This is a genomic window from Diplocloster hominis (assembly GCF_032380655.1).
Taxonomy (GTDB): domain Bacteria; phylum Bacillota; class Clostridia; order Lachnospirales; family Lachnospiraceae; genus Diplocloster; species Diplocloster hominis.
In genome coordinates this window covers 1-19,375 of record NZ_JAWDIY010000011.1, presented here as the reverse complement: position 1 = coordinate 19,375, position 19,375 = coordinate 1, and the positions used below count along the sequence as shown (strand labels likewise).

General features: G+C 49.2%; 16 protein-coding genes and 1 rRNA gene. 15 read left to right on the top strand and 2 right to left on the bottom strand.

The features are described from left to right. Position 1 precedes the first annotated feature (1 nt). From ABC831_RS11845 to ABC831_RS11835, 3 genes are all read left to right on the top strand, one after another. Positions 2 to 982 carry a LacI family DNA-binding transcriptional regulator gene (locus ABC831_RS11845; protein WP_343248333.1) on the top strand — a complete coding sequence of 327 codons (981 nt, stop codon included), beginning with the start codon at positions 2 to 4 and terminating at the stop codon, positions 980 to 982. Between the two features lie 488 nt (positions 983 to 1,470). After that, a complete protein-coding gene (locus tag ABC831_RS11840) occupies positions 1,471 to 3,264 on the top strand; it encodes an SH3 domain-containing protein (RefSeq protein ID WP_343248332.1) in 1,794 nt (597 codons plus the stop codon). Between the two features lie 19 nt (positions 3,265 to 3,283). Then, positions 3,284 to 5,494 (top strand): cohesin domain-containing protein, encoded by a 2,211-nt coding sequence (locus tag ABC831_RS11835; RefSeq protein WP_343248331.1) that lies wholly within the window; start codon positions 3,284 to 3,286, stop codon positions 5,492 to 5,494. A 195-nt stretch (positions 5,495 to 5,689) separates the two neighbouring features. Here the strand turns inward: ABC831_RS11835 and ABC831_RS11830 are convergent, their stop codons facing one another. Beyond that, complete coding sequence (locus tag ABC831_RS11830; RefSeq protein ID WP_343248330.1) at positions 5,690 to 6,205, bottom strand: VanZ family protein; 516 nt, start codon at positions 6,203 to 6,205, stop codon at positions 5,690 to 5,692. A gap of 164 nt (positions 6,206 to 6,369) precedes the next feature. Here ABC831_RS11830 and ABC831_RS11825 point away from each other — a divergent pair, with 164 nt between their 5' ends. The 10 genes from ABC831_RS11825 to ABC831_RS11780 all read left to right on the top strand — a co-directional run bounded on the left by ABC831_RS11825 (position 6,370) and on the right by ABC831_RS11780 (position 15,790). After that, the gene (locus tag ABC831_RS11825; protein ID WP_343248461.1) at positions 6,370 to 6,822 is read left to right on the top strand and encodes an RNA polymerase sigma factor; all 453 of its coding nucleotides are present in this window, start codon (positions 6,370 to 6,372) and stop codon (positions 6,820 to 6,822) included. Beyond that, entirely contained in the window at positions 6,819 to 7,538 is a 720-nt protein-coding gene (locus ABC831_RS11820; protein ID WP_343248329.1) for a hypothetical protein, read from the top strand. Before ABC831_RS11825 ends, ABC831_RS11820 begins: the two co-directional genes overlap by 4 nt. Further along, complete coding sequence (locus tag ABC831_RS11815; protein WP_343248328.1) at positions 7,523 to 8,230, top strand: ABC transporter ATP-binding protein; 708 nt, start codon at positions 7,523 to 7,525, stop codon at positions 8,228 to 8,230. Before ABC831_RS11820 ends, ABC831_RS11815 begins: the two co-directional genes overlap by 16 nt. Further along, positions 8,223 to 9,368, top strand: a complete 1,146-nt coding sequence (locus tag ABC831_RS11810; protein ID WP_343248327.1) for an ABC transporter permease subunit — start codon at positions 8,223 to 8,225, stop codon at positions 9,366 to 9,368. The genes ABC831_RS11815 and ABC831_RS11810 overlap by 8 nt, the downstream gene beginning before the upstream one ends. A 137-nt stretch (positions 9,369 to 9,505) precedes the next feature. Next, positions 9,506 to 9,874 (top strand): GntR family transcriptional regulator, encoded by a 369-nt coding sequence (locus tag ABC831_RS11805; RefSeq protein WP_343248326.1) that lies wholly within the window; start codon positions 9,506 to 9,508, stop codon positions 9,872 to 9,874. 18 nt (positions 9,875 to 9,892) lie between these two features. Continuing rightward, positions 9,893 to 12,337 (top strand): ATP-dependent Clp protease ATP-binding subunit, encoded by a 2,445-nt coding sequence (locus ABC831_RS11800; RefSeq protein ID WP_343248325.1) that lies wholly within the window; start codon positions 9,893 to 9,895, stop codon positions 12,335 to 12,337. A 96-nt stretch (positions 12,338 to 12,433) separates the two neighbouring features. Then, positions 12,434 to 12,850, top strand: coding sequence for an endosialidase (locus tag ABC831_RS11795; protein ID WP_343248324.1), 417 nt, complete (start codon positions 12,434 to 12,436; stop codon positions 12,848 to 12,850). A 132-nt stretch (positions 12,851 to 12,982) separates the two neighbouring features. Next, positions 12,983 to 14,344, top strand: a complete 1,362-nt coding sequence (gene radA / locus ABC831_RS11790) for a DNA repair protein RadA (RefSeq protein ID WP_343248323.1) — start codon at positions 12,983 to 12,985, stop codon at positions 14,342 to 14,344. Between the two features lie 49 nt (positions 14,345 to 14,393). Then, entirely contained in the window at positions 14,394 to 15,023 is a 630-nt protein-coding gene (locus ABC831_RS11785) for an ABC transporter ATP-binding protein (protein WP_343248322.1), read from the top strand. Next, complete coding sequence (locus ABC831_RS11780; RefSeq protein ID WP_343248321.1) at positions 15,020 to 15,790, top strand: ABC transporter permease; 771 nt, start codon at positions 15,020 to 15,022, stop codon at positions 15,788 to 15,790. The genes ABC831_RS11785 and ABC831_RS11780 overlap by 4 nt, the downstream gene beginning before the upstream one ends. 61 nt (positions 15,791 to 15,851) lie before the next feature. On the opposite strand, the gene ABC831_RS11775 is transcribed toward ABC831_RS11780, so the two are convergent. Next, positions 15,852 to 16,673, bottom strand: a complete 822-nt coding sequence (locus ABC831_RS11775) for a PHP domain-containing protein (protein ID WP_343248320.1) — start codon at positions 16,671 to 16,673, stop codon at positions 15,852 to 15,854. Between the two features lie 173 nt (positions 16,674 to 16,846). On the opposite strand from ABC831_RS11775, the gene ABC831_RS11770 reads away from it, so the two are divergent. Further along, complete coding sequence (locus ABC831_RS11770) at positions 16,847 to 18,529, top strand: GGDEF domain-containing protein (protein WP_343248319.1); 1,683 nt, start codon at positions 16,847 to 16,849, stop codon at positions 18,527 to 18,529. A 726-nt stretch (positions 18,530 to 19,255) separates the two neighbouring features. Continuing rightward, positions 19,256 to 19,375, top strand: a 16S ribosomal RNA gene (locus ABC831_RS11765); the annotation flags it as partial.

The following is a 19,375-nucleotide window of genomic DNA, read 5'->3' as shown; positions in this document are numbered from 1 at the left end:
TATGGCTGGAATTAAAGATGTGGCACTGCTGGCCGGTGTTTCCGTCTCAACTGTTTCGCGGGTATTAAATAAAAGAGGTTATATCTCAAAAGAAACTTACGAGAAGGTATATCAGGCGATAGAGCAGCTGGATTATCAGCCGAACCAGCTGGCCAGAAATCTGTACAACCGGCGCACCTACTTTATTGGCCTGCTGATTCCGGATATTTCTCATCCTTTCTTTGCGGAGCTGACGAAGCGCATTGAGCTGCTTTTATACCAGCACGGGTACAAGCTGCTGCTGTGCAACACGAAGGAAAAGGCCAACCGGGAGCATGATTATCTCAACATGCTGCGGCAAAACAAAGTAGATGGTATTATTATCGGAACACACATGTTAAAGACCAGTGAGTATGAGAAGATCAGCCTGCCGGTGGTGGCCATCGACATGTCGCTGGGGGAGCAGATTCCCACCATCAGTTCGGATCATGAGAAAGGCGGCAGGCTGGCAGCGATGGAATTCGTGCGCAACGGCTGTAAGTGTGTGCTGAATATCGGAGGCAACACGGATGTTAAGACTCCGGCGCTGATCAGAAACCGGGTATTCCAGGAGATTCTGGAACAGCATGACATCCGGTGTATCAACTATGAACTGAAGGAAAACGAATTTCAAAGAGGAGAATACTACCAGATCATCCACTCTTTGTTCGGACGTTATCCTGAGATAGACGGAGCCTTCTCCACCGATGTGGTGGTGGTCTACGCGGTGAAATGCGCGCTGGAACGGGGCCTTAAGGTGCCGGAACAGTTTAAGGCAGTGGGCTATGACGGAGTGGATATCGCGAAAATGTTCCATCCGACCCTGACACATGTGGCACAGCCCTTTGATCTGCTGGCATCGAATCTGGTGGACACGCTGATCCGCAAGATCGAGGGGGAGGAGATTACTAAGAATCGGATTCTCCTGGATGTGGAGCTTATCAGGGGAGGGACTACGTATTAGGAAAGCGGGACGTACCGCATTGAATCATGGATATCCAGGAGAAGAATACGGGCCGGTGCTATTCCGGACCTGACCGTCTCCTGGATGTGATTGTCACTTTCTCTATGGGTAATCATGCCCGCAATAAAAATTCTGTATTTCTATTTCTGCTTATCTTTGCATCTTTCTCCTCTTCCCAGAACGCCCGAAAATCAGGGCGCAGCAATCTATTGCTCCAGCCGGCCGGATGGAACAATAGGATGAAAATGGAAAAAATAAGAAAATATTCAGACATTAAAACCCAAAATCGTGTATAATAAAACATTGTCATGTGATTTTCACGTGATTTTATCAAAAACTGTTTGTAAGTTAACATAAAGAATGGAAAAATGTGGAAATATGTTGAAAAATTGATATTTTACACATATTTAGATTGACAATAGGTTACATAAATTCATATAATGTAAAATGACAAAGCATTGGATAATAAGGGCATGGAGAGTGATTTTGTGAGGACAGGCTGGAAAACCAGGATAAAAGGATTGGTTCTCAGTCTTGCTGTTTGTATGATCGTCGGGGGAGCATTTTATTTTTCGAATTTCTATACTTCCGCTGCCACCACCGGCGTAGTGTCAATGCAAAGCAGCAATACTTTGAACGTGCGTTCCGGACCAGGGACTAATTATGGAAAGATCGGATCACTGAACAACGGACAGTCGGTCAATATCCTGCAGGATATGGGAAACGGCTGGTATAAGATCGAATATGGTTCCGGGGAAGGATATGTGATCGCCAGCAGTATTGCGCTGACCTCGGTGGACGACGGTTATAAGCAGCAGCTGTTGGACGCGGGTTTTCCGGAGAGCTACTGCAACGCACTTGCTTCTTTACATAGCCAGTATCCGAACTGGCAGTTTGTACCTCAGCAGACCGGAATGGACTGGAATTCCGTAGTGGCTGCGCAATCTGCGATCGGTAAAAATAACGTGGAGAACAGCAGTATTTCCTCATGGAAATCCATCGAGCCAGGTGCCTATGATCTGTCCAGCGGACAGTGGGTGGGCCAGGACGGCGCCAGATGGGTAGCGGCATCCGACGGAATCATCCGCTATTATATGGACCCCAGGAATTTCCTGGATTCCAAATACATATTCCTGTTCCTGCTTCAGTCCTTTAATGAGGGGGCGCAGAACACAGACGGCGTTAACCGGATAATAGCCGGCACATTTATGGCAAATGGTTTTTCCGAAAACAACCAGAATTACAGTTATGCGGATGTGCTGATGGAAGCCGGCCGGCAGTCGGGAGTCAGTCCATACGCGCTGGCCTCTGCGATTCTGACAGAGCAGGGAAACGGCACTTCACAGCTGATCTCAGGAACCTATCCGGGATATGAGGGATTATACAACTATTTGAATATCGGTGCCTATGATGATGGGACCAGGGATGCTGTGCAGAGAGGGCTGTGGTACGCCAGAGGATTTGACAACGGCGATACCTCCTATAACCGGCCCTGGAACAGCCGCTATAAGTCCATAATCGGCGGTGCGCAGTTCTACGGCACCCAGTATGTGGCCAGGGGACAGGATACCACGTATCTGAAGAAATTCAATGTGCAGGGGGGAAGCCCTCATACGCATCAGTATATGACCAGCATCTACGGTGCGGCGAATGAGAGCGCGAAACTTTCAAGCGCCTATGACCAGCTGAAGGATATGGCGCTGGTATTCAAGATTCCGGTATACTCCAATATGCCGAACACGGTGTGCGCCAAACCTACCGGGGACGGTAATCCGGTCAACCTGCTGAGCAGTATCGAAGTCAGCGGCTACGGTTTATCTCCTTCCTTTAATATCTACACGACACAATATTCACTGGTCGTGGATGATCCGGTAGCAGCAGTTAACATAAGCGCAAATGTCTATGATCCGTCGGCTCGTATCCTGAGCGGTACCGGCAGCGTGGCTCTGAAAGAAGGCATGAATACGGTCCAGATCGTGGTCCAGGCTCAGAATGGGACGACGAGAACCTACACGCTGAATATAGCCAAGAGCGGCGGCGGCACGGATGAAAACCCGGGCGGAGAGAATCCTCCGGCGGGAAATGTAACCAAGGGGGATGTTAATCAGGACGGATCGATCGATGTGCTGGACCTGGTAAGGGTGCAGAAAGCAATCATCGGATTGACCACTCTGAACTCCGACCAGTTCGCGGCAGCGGATGTGAACGGAGACGGAACAGTGGATATCATCGATTTGATCCGGATTCAGAAGCATATATTGGGAATTCAGTTATTGTCGTAGAACAGGAGAGGAGAATACTATGAAAAAATTATATCAGGTACTGGCGGTTGCCATGGTATGCTGCCTGGTGCTCCCCTGGTTTCCTTCCAGGGTATTGGCAGCCAGCGGAAACCTCCAGGTTTCCGGCGGGAGCTGTAATGTGGGCCAGACTGTGAGTGTCAGTGTAAAAGCAAACGCTGCCGACGGAGATATCGCGGCGATGGATGTGACACTGTCCTATGACGCTTCGCTGTTAGAATACCAGAGCTCCAGCGTGAATGCCTCCGGAGGTTCCGGAAGTGTACATCTGGTGGCTCAGAACAGTGCACCCGGACAGACCTCCCTGGGTGCTACCGTCACCTTCAAGGCGATCGCGCCCGGGAACGCCTCTGTGAATGTATCGAATTACAAAGTGGCGAACTTTAATGAAGAAGTGCTGGATATCGGGCAGCCCGGCGGCGCTTCCGTATCCGTCACCTCCCCCGGCGGAGGGGATAACGGCGGCGGAGGAGGCGGAGACGGCGGAGGCGATAATGGAGGCGGCGGTGACAGCGGCGGTTCAGAAAAGAAATCCGCCAACAACCAGCTGTCATCCCTGAAAATATCTCCGGGAACGCTTTCCCCATCCTTTACAGGATCCAAGACCAAGTATACAGCCACGGTACCCAAGGGAACGACGAAGGTCGCGGTCAGTGCCAATCCGATGGAAAAAGAGGCGGAAGTGGTATCCATTGACGGTACCGAACTGAGTAATGGCAAGACCACGATTAAAATCATTGTGCGCGCCCCCAATGGGAACGAGGCTACTTACAGCATCGCGGTAACCGAGGAGGCGAAGAGCCAGGAGACACCTACGCCGACTCCGAAGCCGGATGAGGAACAGCCGGAGGAAGACGATACACTGGAAGCAGCGGTTGGTTCGGAGATCCGTCTGGTATCCGAAAAGTTTAAGGATGAGGAGATCCCGCAGGGTTTCGAACCCTACACCTCCAGTTATAAAGAAAAAGAGATCAAAAGCGCAAAGATGACCAACTCCGACATGGAGCTGATGTATCTGGTGGATGAGAACAAGGAAAACGGCAGATTTTATATATATAACGCTCAATCCGGGACTTTTTCCAACTTTATTCAGATTCCCATCGGGCTTTCGCCGGAAGAAGGCGGATTCCTGATTCCGATACCCGTGCCGGACCCCTCCCAGGTGCCCCAGGGATATGAGCAGATCCAGGTTGAGCTGGATGGAATCGCTGTGGAGGGATATCAGGTAACGCAGCAGACAGAAGCGCCTCAGGATGGCGCAGGAGAAGGGGAAAACGGTGATCAGGACGGGGGCGGCGAAGCATCCGCTGACGGGCTGCTGAACCGATTGACAGCTATGTTCGGCCCGATGACCGTGTATGCCACCGAAGCCCAGGACCCGGAAAATCCCGGGGGTGAAGAGGGCGGCGGGGAACCGGAGAATCCGGAAAATGATGCTGCGCCGGCTTCCGATACCGGTAATTCTTATCAGCTGATTTATGCGATGGACAATAATGGCCTGGAGGACTGGTATTCCTTTGACCCTGTCCAGCAGACGTTCCAAAAATATGTTCCCGTGGCGGCACCCGATACGGAATCGAATGACGATACCGCAGCGGAATTGGCGGCGCTTCAAAAGCAGATGGGCGTAAACAAGGATGAAGCCGACGCGAAATTGGCGGCAAGGTTTAAAATCATCTGTGCGCTGATCGTTCTGTCGGTACTTCTGCTCTTTGTAGTGATCAACCTGATTCTGAAGGTGAACCGGCTGAAACGCGGGGATGATTGGGAGGACGATGATGACTTCGACGGCAAAGAGTATGACGAAACCGATCCGGATGACGACAACTGGCTGGAACAGCTCCCGATGTCGGAAAAAATACTGAAGAAGACCCAGGAAGGTCTAAGAGATAACCAGACTCCCAAATTAGTGAAGCCGGATATCAGAGAGCTTACGCCTCCTTCCTATGAAGAAACCGAATCGGAACCGGCTGCGGATACTTCCGGCGCAGGACGGTCCAGAGAACGAAGGGCCACCCAGGCTTCCGAAGCTTCCCATCCGACCCGTGCATCACGCAGTACCTCCAGACCGGCGAAAAAGGAGCCTGTCGTAATGGACGATGAGGCACAGATTATGGATGCGGTTGAAAAACTGATGAATGAGAGCAAAGATGATCTGGACGACCTGGATATCGATTTGGATGTGCTGGATCTGGATGATGATGATTTTTAAAAATAAAAGATTACGTTTTATAGAAATGCAATAGAAAAAAGACTGCTGTAACTTTAAATATTCAGGCTTAAAAAGCTGATTGGACAAGGTGCGGCAGTCTTTTTGTATAATTATTGGCGGATTACAGGCTGTCTCTGATTCATAGATACACAGAGATATATGGTGAAATATAGCGTTCATTTATTGATATAATAATCAGAGTGTATTATAGAGGAACAGGATAAGAAAACTGGCGATACCTCCAATGGGAGCAATTATTTCTATGATACGGCGGACTTTGCCTGTGTCCTTAAATATTAACAACAGCATTCGGTATGCGGCTATTCCCAGGAATCCTCCCAAACTGTTCAGAATGATATCATCGATATCACCGATGCCTAGCCTGAAGGTATATTGTATGATTTCCACCGTCAGGCTGATAATGACAATCCATAATAGATTTTTGAATATTCTCTTGTCGCGGTGAAACAGAGTCAGGTAGATACCGAGGGGGATGAATAAAACGATATTGCCCAGCACGTTGCTGAGGGCAAAGGTATGCATGATCTGATCACGGCCGGACAGATAGTTGATAATGGAACGGAAGGGAACGAGATTCAGGGATCTGGCCGGGTGTATGGTCCGGAACAGCAGAACGCACAGAACAAAAATATAAAAGAGAAAGACGGAATATAATACAAAGTTATGTAGACTACTTCTTTTCTTTTTCATGGCCATACCTCTCTTTTTTCTTAATTATGCATGCTCTTAAAGTATTCTACCATACATGCGTCAATAATGTGAAACATTCCATTCGGTGAATATTTTTAAAAATAACCGCACATATGCCGCTGTTCATTCGTTATACATAATGAGAGGAGGTTACGGGTGTGTCCATGGACTTAGAAGACCAATATGATAAAATCTACCGTTACTGTTATTTTAAGCTGCATCACCGGGAAACGGCAGAAGATGTGACGCAGGAGACTTTTCTTAGGTTTCTGGACAGCGACCAGTATTATGAAAAAGGCCAGAGGCTCCGGTATCTGTATACCATAGCCAGAAATCTCTGTATCGATGAATTCCGCAGACAGCCCTGCGCCCCTTTGCCGGAGGAGGCGGCATGTCCGGATACGGAGAACCGTATACTGACCGCAGTCTCACTTAGAACAGCGCTGGCTGAATTAAGCGGGGAGGAACAGGAATTAATACTGCTTCGCTACGTAAACGAAGTACCCGTTTCCGCTCTGTGCAAGCTATACGGCCTTTCCCGGTTTTCCGTATACCGGAAGACGGCAAAAGCGCTGAAACAGTTACAGGACAAATTCGGAAAGGAGGGATTCGAATGAAACAGATAATGAAACAGGCTTTAAAAGACGCATTCGAGGCGCCGGAGCCTGTGGGTAAACAAGCTTTTTTTAAAACAATACGTCCAGTAAAAATAAGCCAGTTTTCCTTCCTCTGGATACAGGCCACATTTATTCGAAAAACGGTATGGGCGTTATCCGTGATTTTATTTGGCATCGCTCTTGCAGGAGCCATATTTATTAACCAGGACACATTGTGGATTATCTCGTCTCTGATTCCTTTTGCGGCTCTGTCCGCCGTTACGGAAAATGCCCGGTCCAGGGTATACAATATGGAGGAACTGGAGATGGCTTCCAGGTTTTCACTGAAGAGCGTGACCCTGGCCCGGATGGGTATCATGGGCCTGCTCCATCTGATATTGCTGGGCCTGCTGATTCCGCTTTCCTGCATCCAGGGGGTTACGACGGCCATACAGACGGGAGTTTATCTGCTGGTTCCCTATCTGTTAACCACTGTGTCCGGCCTGTGCATCGTCCGGAAAATACACGGAAAGGAAGCGCTCTACGGATGTATGGCGGCAGCGGTTATCACCAGCGGTCTGAATCTCATTTTGCAGACAGCGGTGCCTGTTCTTTATCAGAATACCCGTTTACACTGGTGGATAGCGGCTCTTCTTATCCTGGCTGCCCTGACCGCCCTGGAAACATATAAAATAGTACACCAGACAGAGGAGGAACTGATATGCAGCTTGTCTTAGACCGTCTCACGAAACAATTCCTGAATACGATCGCTGTGGACCGGATATCCCTTCATTTAGACAAAGGAGTCTATGGGCTGCTGGGAGCCAACGGCGCCGGCAAAACCACGCTGATGCGTATGATCTGCGGTATTCTGAAACCAACCGGGGGCGCTGTCACTTTAGACGGCCTTCCCGCCGCATCGGAAGAATACCGCGCACAGCTGGGATATCTGCCCCAGGACTTCGGCTATTATCCCGACTTCACCGGCATGGATTTCCTGCTGTATATGGCTTCCCTGAAAGGGCTGAGCCGTTCCGCGGCAAAAAGGAAATCCGCCGAATTGCTGGATACCGTCTCGCTGAAGGATATGGCAAACAAAAAAATAAAGACCTACTCCGGCGGCATGAAGCAGCGGTTGGGAATCGCCCAGGCCCTGCTGAACGATCCGGGCCTTCTGGTTCTGGATGAACCGACCTCCGGCCTGGATCCCCGGGAGCGGGTCCGGTTCCGCAACCTGATCGCCGGGATCGGAAAAAACAGCATTGTACTGCTATCCACCCATATCGTCTCAGATCTGGAACACATCGCGGACACGATTCTGATGATGAATTCAGGTCAGCTCATCTATGAAGGAAAGTGGGATGGAAGCCATCAGGACTTAGAAGCATTTTACCTGCAGCAAACAGGAGAGGAGGCGGAAAATGAATAATATAGCCGCGCTATATACATTTGAGCTGAAAAAAATAGGAAACCGTAAAATCGTATGGATCACCGCGGCGGTCATGCTTTTTATCTGCATCCTCATGAGCCTGAGCGGCGTACTTTTTAATTCTTATACCATGGACGGCGTCCAGATCAGCGGCTACGACTACATGATAAAAAACCGTACCGCCGCCAGGAACCTTTCCGGCCGATCCATAGATGATGCGCTCCTTACAGAAATGCAGGAAGATCGCTCCCAGGATTATAACGAAATCTACAATTTTGTCTGGAAAATTTATGGAGAAGACGATGGGGCAGTGAAGCGCACAAATGCCGATTCCCTATACGCCAAGCGTCAGTCCAATCTTCAGGAACAGTGGGATACCCAAAAATTGACCTCCCGGGAAACCGCCTACTGGCAGAGCAAAGAAGCATCTCTGCCTGCCCATTATACCTATGAATACGCGAAAGGCTACAAGCTCATCCTCTCTGAGATCGCAGTCCTGAATATCATGCTTCTCCTCGTGACTGCTGTCTGCCTGTCAGGTGTATTCTCCGACGAGCGCCTGCAAAAAACCGATCAAATTACCATATGCTGCCGCAATGGAAGAACGCCCCTCTACCTGGCTAAAATCCTGGCGGGAATCACCTTCGGACTGGCGGCTGCAGTTTTCCTCTATACCGCCGCTGCTCTCACAAGCCTTCTTCTCTACGGCCCGGACGGCTATACCGCTGCGCTGCAAATAATCCTGCCCGACAGCTCCCGGACTCTGGACGCAGGAGGTACCGTCCTTCTCTGCTTCGCGTTGTACCTCGCCGCCGCTATCCTATACAGTGTAATGGCCATGTTCCTGTCTGCGGCTCTGAAAAGCAGTACCGCAGCCATGTACTTTATGCTGGGATTCATGCTCCTGAGCCTGCTTGTCAAGATCGGACCCAGGTTCCGTGTGGCTTCCCAGATCCGCAGCTACCTCCCTGCCAATTTCCTGAGTATGGACTGCTTCACAGATAACCGCCTGGTCCCGCTGCTGGGCGCCCAGCTCACGAACTGTCAATTTATCCTTATCCTGTATCCTGCCATATCCCTGATAATCCTTATGATTGGAAACATTGTCTATCGTCACTATCAGGTGTCAAGCAGATAAGCGAAACGGGAGGGGCCAGTCCCCTCCCGTTTCGCTTATCTGCTTGACAAGGTGCTACAGCTGTTATATTATGTGTATAACAAAAAATCGGATTAAAAATCATCGGACATACATATAATGAATGGAAGGGTGGTATTGTGGTTATACAGATAGATTTTAACAGTGACGAAGCGATTTACATCCAGCTGAGAAATCAGATCATCATAGGCATAGCCACTTCCGAGATCCAGGAAGGGGATGCTCTGCCAAGTGTCAGACAGCTGGCGGATCATATCGGCATTAATATGCATACGGTGAATAAAGCCTATACGGTGCTGAAGCAGGAAGGTTTTATCCAGCTGGACAGGAGAAAAGGAGCGATCATCGCGCTGAACGCGGACAAGCTGCAGGCGCTGGGAGAGATGAAGAAGGAGCTGAAAGTGCTTCTGGCCAAGGCGATCTGCAACGATATCAGCTGTGAGGAAGTGCACGATATGATTGATGAGATATTTGAGGAATATGATTAGTTTACAGGAGGAGCATACATGCGAAAACAGTTAACACAGAAGGCTTTGAATGTTTTAAAAATTGCGGAAAAGACTTCACAGGAATTGAAACATAGCTATGTCGGCACCGAACATATCCTGGTGGGGTTACTGCAGGAGGATGGCGGAGTAGCGGGCCAGGCTTTGATGAACCAGGGAGTGGAAGTGAAGAAGCTGCTGGATCTGATCGGAGACCTGATCGCCCCGTCAGAGCAGATCGGCCTGCAGGAACCGGAAGGGCTTACTCCGCGGGCCCAGAACATTCTGGAAAAGAGTGAGACCCAGGCGGAGCGTTTCCGCAGTGAGAGGATCGGGACCGAACATATTCTGCTGGCGATCCTGCACGAAGGAGACAGTGTGGCCACCAGACTGCTGACGACGCTGGGGGTCAATATCCCTAAGCTTTTTATGGAAGTGATTCTGGCTATGGGGCTGGACCCCAACGCCTACAAGGATGAGTTCCAGCGCGGAGCAAAAGAAGCAACGGCGACGCCGGTGCTGGACCAGTACAGCAGAGATCTGACAAAGATGGCCCGGGAGGGCAAACTGGACCCGGTAGTGGGAAGGGAAGAAGAAACCGCCCGGGTGATCCAGATCCTGAGCCGGCGGACGAAGAATAATCCGTGCCTGATCGGCGAGCCGGGCGTAGGCAAGACAGCTATCGCGGAAGGGCTGGCTTCCCGGATCGTGGCCGGAGACGTGCCGGAGACGGTGCGGGATAAGCGGCTGGTGACCCTGGATGTATCCGGTCTGGTCGCCGGGTCCAAATACCGGGGAGAATTCGAGGAGCGGATCAAGCGGGTGATCGAGGAAGTGCGCAATAACGGCAATATCCTGCTCTTTATCGATGAGATTCATACGATCATCGGGGCAGGAGGGGCGGAGGGCGCCATCGATGCCTCCAATATCCTGAAGCCCTCTCTGGCCAGAGGGGAGATCCAGCTGATCGGAGCCACTACGATCGAAGAATACCGGAAATATATTGAAAAGGACGCTGCTCTGGAGCGCCGGTTCCAGCCGGTGAATGTGGAAGAACCCACAGAGGAGCAGACCGTGGAGATATTAAAAGGGCTGCGCCCGTATTATGAAAAGCATCATCAGGTAGTGATCACGGATGAGGCGCTGGAAGCGGCGGTTAAGATGTCCGCCCGCTATATCAATGACCGGTTTCTGCCGGATAAAGCCATTGACCTGATCGATGAAGCCTCCTCAAAAGTCCGGCTGCTGGGGCTTAAGACCTCCAAAGCAGGAAAGCTGGAGACAGAGATCGAACAGTTAAACCAGGAGATGGAAGCAGCGATCCGAAGCGGCAGCTATCAGGAAGCAGGAAGCCTCAAAGCTGAGATCCATAAGAAAAAACAGACGCTGGAACGCCGGCAGCTGCAGGCTGCTAAAGGGACCGGGCGTAAAAAATTAACGGTGGGGGAAAATGAAATCGCGGATATTGTATCCGGATGGACGAAGATACCGGTGCAAAAGCTGGCGGAGGCGGAGAGCGCCAGACTGCTGCGGTTGGATAAGACCCTTCACAAACGGGTGATCGGCCAGGAAGAGGCGGTCACCGCGGTGGCGAGAGCGGTAAAACGCGGACGGGTGGGCCTTAAGGACCCGGGACGTCCGATCGGTTCCTTTTTGTTCCTCGGGCCTACCGGCGTAGGCAAGACGGAGCTCTCGAAGGCGCTGGCGGAAGCTCTCTTCGGCAATGAGCAGGCTTTGATCCGGATCGACATGTCGGAATATATGGAGAAACACAGCGTCTCCAAGATGATCGGCTCCCCTCCGGGATATGTAGGCCACGAGGACGGCGGGCAGCTCAGCGAGAAGGTGCGCCGGAATCCCTATTCGGTGGTGCTGTTTGATGAGATCGAGAAAGCGCATCCGGATGTGTTCAATATTCTGCTGCAGGTCCTGGACGACGGACATATTACGGATTCCCAGGGCAGGAAAGTGGACTTTAAAAATACGGTTATCATCATGACTTCCAACGCCGGCGCCGCGTCCATCATTTCTCCCAAGAAACTGGGCTTTGCCACCTCATCGGATGAAAAACAAAACTATGAATACATGAAAAACGGGGTTATGGAAGAAGTAAAGAGAATGTTCAAGCCGGAATTCCTGAACCGGATCGATGAAACCATCGTTTTCCACGCCCTCTCCAAAGAACATGTGCAGCAGATCGTCAGCCTGATGGCAAAGGAACTGTCTGAGCGAAGTATGAACCAGATGGGGATCAAATTAACGGTTACCCCCAGCGTGCGCAAACATATCGCGGACACGGCCTTTGACGCCAAATACGGAGCCAGACCGCTTCGTCGGGCGATCCAGAATCAGATCGAGGACCGGCTGGCCCAGGAGATTCTCTCCGGTACCATTAAGACAGGAGACCATGCGGTGGTCAGCATGCATAATAAGGAAATTTGTGTGAACAAAAGCATAAATGACTAGCAATGGGAAGCGATTTATTATATAATATTCCCGTAAGCTGCCGAAAGGAACGGCAGTGTCGATACAGGGTCATGAATAAGTAGGAGGGCTTGACAAATGTCAGTAGTAAAAGAGTTAATACGCACCGAGGCGGACGGCACCATCAGTTTTGGAGACTATGAGTTGGCTGCCAAGACGAAGCTGGAGGATTTCGAATTTCAGGGGGATCTGTACAAAGTAAAAACCTTCAAAGAAATCACCAAACTGGAAAAGAACGGTATGTTTGTTTATGAGTCCGTGCCCGGTACAGCCGTATATAACCTGAAGGAGACGGAAGAAGGCGTTGAATTCACGGTGGAAGGCTGGGAAGATCCGCAGATTACACTGGAATTGGAAGAAGAGACAGAATATGAGATCCTGATCAATGATACCAATGCCGGAACGATGAAGACAAACTTAAGCGGCAAGTTAACTCTGAGCGTGGAACTGGGTGATGAAGATCAGATTAGCGTGAAAGTAATTAAGATGTCGTAATTGTATTCGCTATAAAAATCAAAATATCGGGGGCTGCTACAGTAGAGGATTCCTGCCTGCAAACAGGTTTCTTTACTGAAGCGGCCCTTGTCGTATCAGGAAAGCCGCGGATATGCGGCGCTGGAGGAAAGAATGGCAAAAGCAAAAACAACCGCATATTTCTGTCAGAGCTGCGGCTATGAATCATCCAAGTGGATGGGACAGTGTCCGGCCTGCCGGGAATGGAACACCTTTGTGGAAGAACCCGTGGTTCCGTCAAAAAGTGCCGGGAAGATGCAAAAGCGTATCGCGAATGAACCTGTGAGATTATCAGCAATTGAAACAAATACGGAGGACCGGATTCATACAGGAATCCATGAATTGGACAGGGTATTGGGCGGGGGCATCGTGGCCGGCTCTTTGATTCTGGTGGGCGGTGATCCCGGGATCGGGAAGTCCACACTGCTGCTTCAGGTCTGTCAGAATCTATCCACACAGAACCGCAAGGTGTTGTACATATCAGGCGAAGAATCCCTGCGCCAGATTAAGATCCGGGCGGAGCGCATCGGCAGCTTTACCAACGATTTGATGCTCCTGTGTGAGACAAACCTGGAAATCATCGAGGAAGCCATCAACCGGATGAAACCGGAGATCGTGATCATCGACTCGATCCAGACCATGTACCGGGAGGATGTCTCATCCTCTCCCGGGAGTGTATCCCAGGTGAGGGAATCCACCTCCACCTTTATGCAGATCGCCAAAGGAATGAATATCTCTATATTCCTGGTTGGACATGTCACGAAAGAGGGAGTGGTGGCCGGACCAAGAGTGCTGGAGCACATGGTGGATACGGTGCTCTATTTTGAGGGGGACCGGCACGCGGCTTACCGGATTCTGCGCGGAGTGAAGAACCGGTTTGGCTCCACCAACGAGATCGGTGTGTTTGAGATGAGGGAAAAAGGGCTGGCGGAAGTGGCCAATCCCTCTGAGTTTATGTTAAATGGAAAACCGGAAGGGGCTTCCGGCTCTGTGGTGGCCTGCTCCATGGAGGGCACACGTCCGATCCTGATCGAGATCCAGGCGCTGGTTTGCCACAGTAATTTCGGAATACCCAGGAGGACAGCCGCCGGAACAGATTTTAACCGTGTAAATCTTCTGATGGCAGTGTTGGAAAAGAGAGTGGGTCTCCAGCTGTCCGCCTGTGATGCCTATGTGAATCTGGCCGGAGGCATCAAAATGAACGAACCGGCGGTGGATCTGGGGATCGTCATGGCTATCGTTTCCAGCTTCAAGAACCGGCCGGTTGATGATAAGACGATCGTATTCGGGGAAGTGGGATTAAGCGGCGAGGTGCGTGCTGTGAATATGGCGGAACAGCGTGTGCTGGAAGCCAGAAAACTGGGGTTTGAAACCGTGGTGCTGCCCAAAGTATCGTTAGATTCCCTTCCTAAGATCGGAGGGATCTCCCTGAAGGGAGTAAAGACGGTCAGGGACGCAATCGGAATCATTGGATAGTATCCGATGGAATATCTGAAACATAGGACGATAAAAAGGGGGGCGCAAAATGTCATTTATTTGGTCATCCGCCGGTATGCAGTTTATGGATTTGATTACCTATCCTGAAATAGAAATTAAGAAAGATTCTTTTTCATTTATTTCCGGAAAAAGCGGCTGTGGAAAGAGCACTTATCTTAAAATACTGAACAGAACGATTATTCCGTCTGCCGGCCGGCTTTGTTATCAGGGAAGGGATGTTCAGGAATTGCCGGTACTGTCTTACAGGAAGAGTGTTCAGCTGGTGCCGCAGGAGGTGTTTCTTTTTGATGGAACCATTATGGATAACTTTCGTTACTACTGGGACGCCAGGGGAATGGAGATGCCTGGAAGGGATGAGATACAGAATTTCCTGCATATCTGCTGCGCGGATTTTGACCTGACCACCAACTGCAGAACTCTTTCCGGCGGAGAAAAGCAGCGCGTATTTTTAGCGATTTTTCTTTCGTGCGTTCCCCCGGTGCTCTTACTGGACGAGCCCACCGCCGCATTGGATGAGGAGACATCCGTCAGGCTGCTTCATAATATCAAAGCATTTTGCAGACAGGAGCATATCACATCGGTATGTGTCTGCCACAATGATGAGTTAATAGAAAAATTCTCGGATTACACCATTCGATTGGGGGAAAATAAAGGATGAATAGTGTGGTTCAATTCCAGATCTGGCAGTTTTTGCTCATCTATCTTCTTTTGATTCTTGTTGTATTTATCATGCGTAAATGCAAAATCGATCAGACAAAACTATTGATTGCGGCAAGCATAAAAATGACCGTACAGCTTGTGCTGGCCGGCCTGATTCTTACGTATATATTTAAAAACCCACATCCCGCGTTTACCTTGCTCTATCTCCTTGCGATGATTTCATTTTCCATTCACAGGGTGCTGTCTAAAAACAAAAACCTGAACAAGCGGTTCAAAGCGGTCATAGCAGCCTCCATAGCCATTTCCGGAATCTTTGTTATCCTCTATTTTGTATGTGTAGTCGTGGGCGAAAGTGTCTTTAATCCCCAATACGTGATTCCTGTTTCCGGCATGATCATGGGAAATACTATGACCGGTGTTTCTCTGGGGGTCAAAACCTTCAGCGAATCGTTAGATGGACAGCGGGCAAAGATTCATGCCTTGTTATGTTTTGGCGCTTCGCCATCTACAATCCTGCTCCCGTTTGTGAAACAGGCATTGGAGACGGCTATGCTGCCAACCCTTAATTCCATGGTGGGCATGGGAATTGTATCTCTTCCCGGTATGATGACAGGGCAGATATTAGCCGGGACACTGCCCACAACCGCGATCCTCTATCAGATTGCGATCATGATTGCGATTTGTACGGTTGTGGCCTGCGCCTGCTTTGGGTCCTTGTTTTTGGGCTATAAAACTTTGTATGATAAACATACCCAGATTATCTGAAAAATAATAGCGCTCGAAAAAAACCTCGCTGACAATTTTTCATGCATCGCACGTAAGCTGGTCATGAAAAAGCGAGAATCCGGCGTAGATTTTCATCGTCTGTGGTATAGGTACCCAGAGGATAAGGCTGACGGGAATTCATACCGTGAAAATCGGTACCTCCCGTGATGATCAGATCATTCGCCCTGGCGATCTTAAGCAATTCCCTGGTATCCTCCTCGGTATTTCTGTAGTGGTAGCATTCGATGCCTTCGATCCTGCGGCTGGCAGCCAGCTGACGGACTAAAGGAATACTGCGGAACTGGCCGGGATGGGCGATAACGACCAGTCCGCCGGCGTCATGCATAATATCGATTACATCATAGATATCCGGATATTCGATGGGAACATAACATTTTCCCTTTTTCCCGATCAGTTCATCCATAAGCGGTCCGTAGATCGCATTGGTATACCCCAGATTCGCGATCCCCTGCATAATGTGAGGCTCAAAGATAGCGGAGCTGTCTGCGGCATAGGCGGCTACATCCTCCGTGCATATGGGATAATAAGCCTTTAATTTTTCCAGCATCTGAAGTTTGGACTGTGTGCGGCGGCCGGAAGTGAGTTCGGTTACTTGATCCAGAACCTCAAAGCGTTTGGGGCGGTAGCACAGGACATGAACGGGACGGCCTGTGCCAGGATCCCTGGTCGTACATTCCAGCCCGGGAATTATGCCAACGTGATATTTCCCGCCCAGGTCCAGCGCTTCGGCCACTCCCTGATAGGTATCATGGTCTGTGACTGCCAGATAATCCAGATGAATCCGGCTGGCATATGAGATCAATTCCCGGACCGTGCAGGAACCATCGGAATGGCGGCTGTGACAGTGTAAATCTCCGATCATTGTTAACACTCCTTCTGTGATGTGATGGCTTTATAAGATAACTGATACAAACTCATTTTGATCAGTCCTATTGTATCATTTTAAGAGAAAGTGTCAACTTTTATGTCAGTTCCCATATATAAATGGTAGGATCATTCGCGCAGGATCCAGTTATTATTTTAGGGGGAACAGGTATGCTGTCTTTAGAAGAATACCAATATATATTAGACGTTGCGCCCTGCGGAATCTGCCGTGTCGCCTTGGATGAGTCACTGACGATTCTCTATGCGAATCGTTTTTATTATGAAATATATGGCTATACCGTCGAAAATGCTAAGGAGGCAGGATTCAGGAATGCCAGGTATATACTGCCGGAAAAAGATTATCCTGATATCCATAAAGAGGTATTGAACCAAATAAAGGAAGGAAACAGGTATTTTCAACTGGAGTACAGAGGGGTTCACCGCACGGGGAAGCTGCTATGGCTTTTGGTCTGCTGTGCCTATGATCCGGTCAGGCCCGAAAGCATGGTGTGTGTACAGGTTGACATCGCACAGCGCAAACAGATGGAAGAAGAGCTGAGAATGAGTATGGAAGAGAGCCAACTGGCTTTTCGGCTTACAGATAAAATGATGTATATTTTCGATATTCCCGCAAGACGTCTTATTCAGCCCAAGCCGATGGCTGACGTGTTCGGGATGCCTGCTGTGGTAGAGAATGTGCCGAACAGCGTGATAGATTCCGGCGTGATCAGCGAAGAGAGTAAAGAAGATTATAGAAATTTTTATCAGGCCATGATGCGCGGAGACGCCCAGGGGAGCGCTTCTGTGAAAAAAGAAAAAAAGGATGGGACATTCGGTTGGTTCACAGCGAAATTTTCCGTTATCTATGATAATGAAAACAGGCCGGTCCGGGGAATCATTTCCTGCGATGATATAACGGAGCAGCGGGAATTGGAGTTGACCTATCAGAAGTGGAGCCAGTATTTCAAATCCCAGGAAGGGAAGACGATCGGCTATTATGAATACAATCTGACCAGAGACTCGATCGTATCCGGAACGCAAGATAAGACGTCGGCCGAACTGGAACGGATAAAAAAATACACCGAAAAAATGCTTTATATAGGAGAGCATTTTGTTTGCGAGAAGGATCGGGAAAAGTTTTACCGGTTTTTTGACCGGGACCGCTTACTCGGACGTTATTTTGACGGGCAGCGGGAGACGTCCATTGAGTACCGCAGACAGTATTCCGAAAGCGGAAAGTTTTGCTGGGTGAGGGCGGCTGTCCGTATGATTACAGACCCGGACACGAATGATGTGAAGATGTTTTTGCTGACCCTGAATATAGATCGGGAGAAACGAAAGGAACGGAAGATGCGAAGCCGTCTGGAGAATGATGCCATGACAGGGATTCTGAACAGAGAGACCTTTATACAGAAAGCATCTGATATTATCGGAATCCAGGATTATGTAGTCCGCCATGCTCTGATTATGATTGATATAGACCGGTTTAAAGAACAAAATGATAATTTTGGACACCAGTTTGGAGATCAGGTGATCAAAGATACTGCCCTTTTGCTGAAAAATTCTCTGCGGAAAGAAGATTTGTGCGGAAGAATAGGTGGGGATGAGTTCATGGTTTTCCTGTGTGGTATCACATCAGAAAGTGATGTGAAATCCAGAATCGAATTGCTCTGTCAGACACTCGCGCGGATCTATCCGCAAAAAGGAAGGGTATCCTGCAGTCTGGGGGTGGTTTTTTATCCGCGTGACGGCGTGACTTTCAAGGAGCTATACCAGAATGCGGATACCGCTCTGTATGAAGCAAAAAGAGCGGGCCGGGCGAATTATAAAATATATAGCCGGAAGTTACAATAAAATGTGTTTGGAACTGCCATTCCCTTTGGAGCAACCGGGAATGCACTGGGGGCTGGAGCCTATGATTTTCGGATAATTTTCCAGGGGCCTGCCCCGGGATGCAGGTCTGTTTGAAGAAATAAAGCCTTGTTTCCCTGGATGTGGTATTAAAGTCAGCATCCGGGGACAGGCCCCTTTCTTCACGCCATTGCTTGCGGAGTTGCTTTACGACCGAAAGGTGCCAGCCCCTTCTCAATTGGCTGGGAATAGAAAATTGGTAAAAAATAACATTATTTTGTAATTTCGTGTTGACTTATGGTTTAGGAAATGGTATTATAACATTCGCCGGTTGATTCGGCAGGAATTGAATCGAAAAAAAGTTGAAAAAATTGTTGACAGTAACTTGAGGATGTGATATCCTATAAAAGTTGCAGGCCACAAGAAAGCAACGAAAATTCGACAACGAACATTGATAACTAAACAGTGAAACAACCCTGAAAATTCTAAAAAAGAATTTCAGAAACGAACGCTTTCCTATTATAGAAGCGACCGGATGCAAAAGCGATTTTGTAGACGAGAGCGGAAGATGGGAAGCAACCTTAAAACAGTATGACGGAAAGATAGCTAGTAGTTATCTTGACGGAATCAAACACTTATACAAAGTACTAAGCTCGAAAGAACCTCGCTAAGTACTTTGCACGAATCGCACGTAAGCGATTAAAAAACAATCGCTAAGTGCTCATATCAGAACATGAGAGTTTGATCCTGGCTCAGGATGAACGCTGGCGGCGTGCCTAACACATGCAAGTCGAACGAAGCACTTATAATGATTCCTTCGGGATGAAGAATATGTGACTGAGTGGCGGA

Coding starts and splice junctions, on each gene's coding strand:
- ABC831_RS11775 (WP_343248320.1), bottom strand. CDS start 16,673: ATGATCGGAGATTTACACTGTCACAGCCGCCATTCCGATGGTTCCTGC.
- ABC831_RS11845 (WP_343248333.1), top strand. CDS start 2: ATGGCTGGAATTAAAGATGTGGCACTGCTGGCCGGTGTTTCCGTCTCA.
- ABC831_RS11795 (WP_343248324.1), top strand. CDS start 12,434: ATGTCAGTAGTAAAAGAGTTAATACGCACCGAGGCGGACGGCACCATC.
- ABC831_RS11835 (WP_343248331.1), top strand. CDS start 3,284: ATGAAAAAATTATATCAGGTACTGGCGGTTGCCATGGTATGCTGCCTG.
- ABC831_RS11815 (WP_343248328.1), top strand. CDS start 7,523: ATGCAGCTTGTCTTAGACCGTCTCACGAAACAATTCCTGAATACGATC.
- ABC831_RS11830 (WP_343248330.1), bottom strand. CDS start 6,205: ATGAAAAAGAAAAGAAGTAGTCTACATAACTTTGTATTATATTCCGTC.
- radA (WP_343248323.1), top strand. CDS start 12,983: ATGGCAAAAGCAAAAACAACCGCATATTTCTGTCAGAGCTGCGGCTAT.
- ABC831_RS11780 (WP_343248321.1), top strand. CDS start 15,020: ATGAATAGTGTGGTTCAATTCCAGATCTGGCAGTTTTTGCTCATCTAT.
- ABC831_RS11785 (WP_343248322.1), top strand. CDS start 14,394: ATGTCATTTATTTGGTCATCCGCCGGTATGCAGTTTATGGATTTGATT.
- ABC831_RS11800 (WP_343248325.1), top strand. CDS start 9,893: ATGCGAAAACAGTTAACACAGAAGGCTTTGAATGTTTTAAAAATTGCG.
- ABC831_RS11770 (WP_343248319.1), top strand. CDS start 16,847: ATGCTGTCTTTAGAAGAATACCAATATATATTAGACGTTGCGCCCTGC.
- ABC831_RS11810 (WP_343248327.1), top strand. CDS start 8,223: ATGAATAATATAGCCGCGCTATATACATTTGAGCTGAAAAAAATAGGA.
- ABC831_RS11825 (WP_343248461.1), top strand. CDS start 6,370: ATGGACTTAGAAGACCAATATGATAAAATCTACCGTTACTGTTATTTT.
- ABC831_RS11820 (WP_343248329.1), top strand. CDS start 6,819: ATGAAACAGATAATGAAACAGGCTTTAAAAGACGCATTCGAGGCGCCG.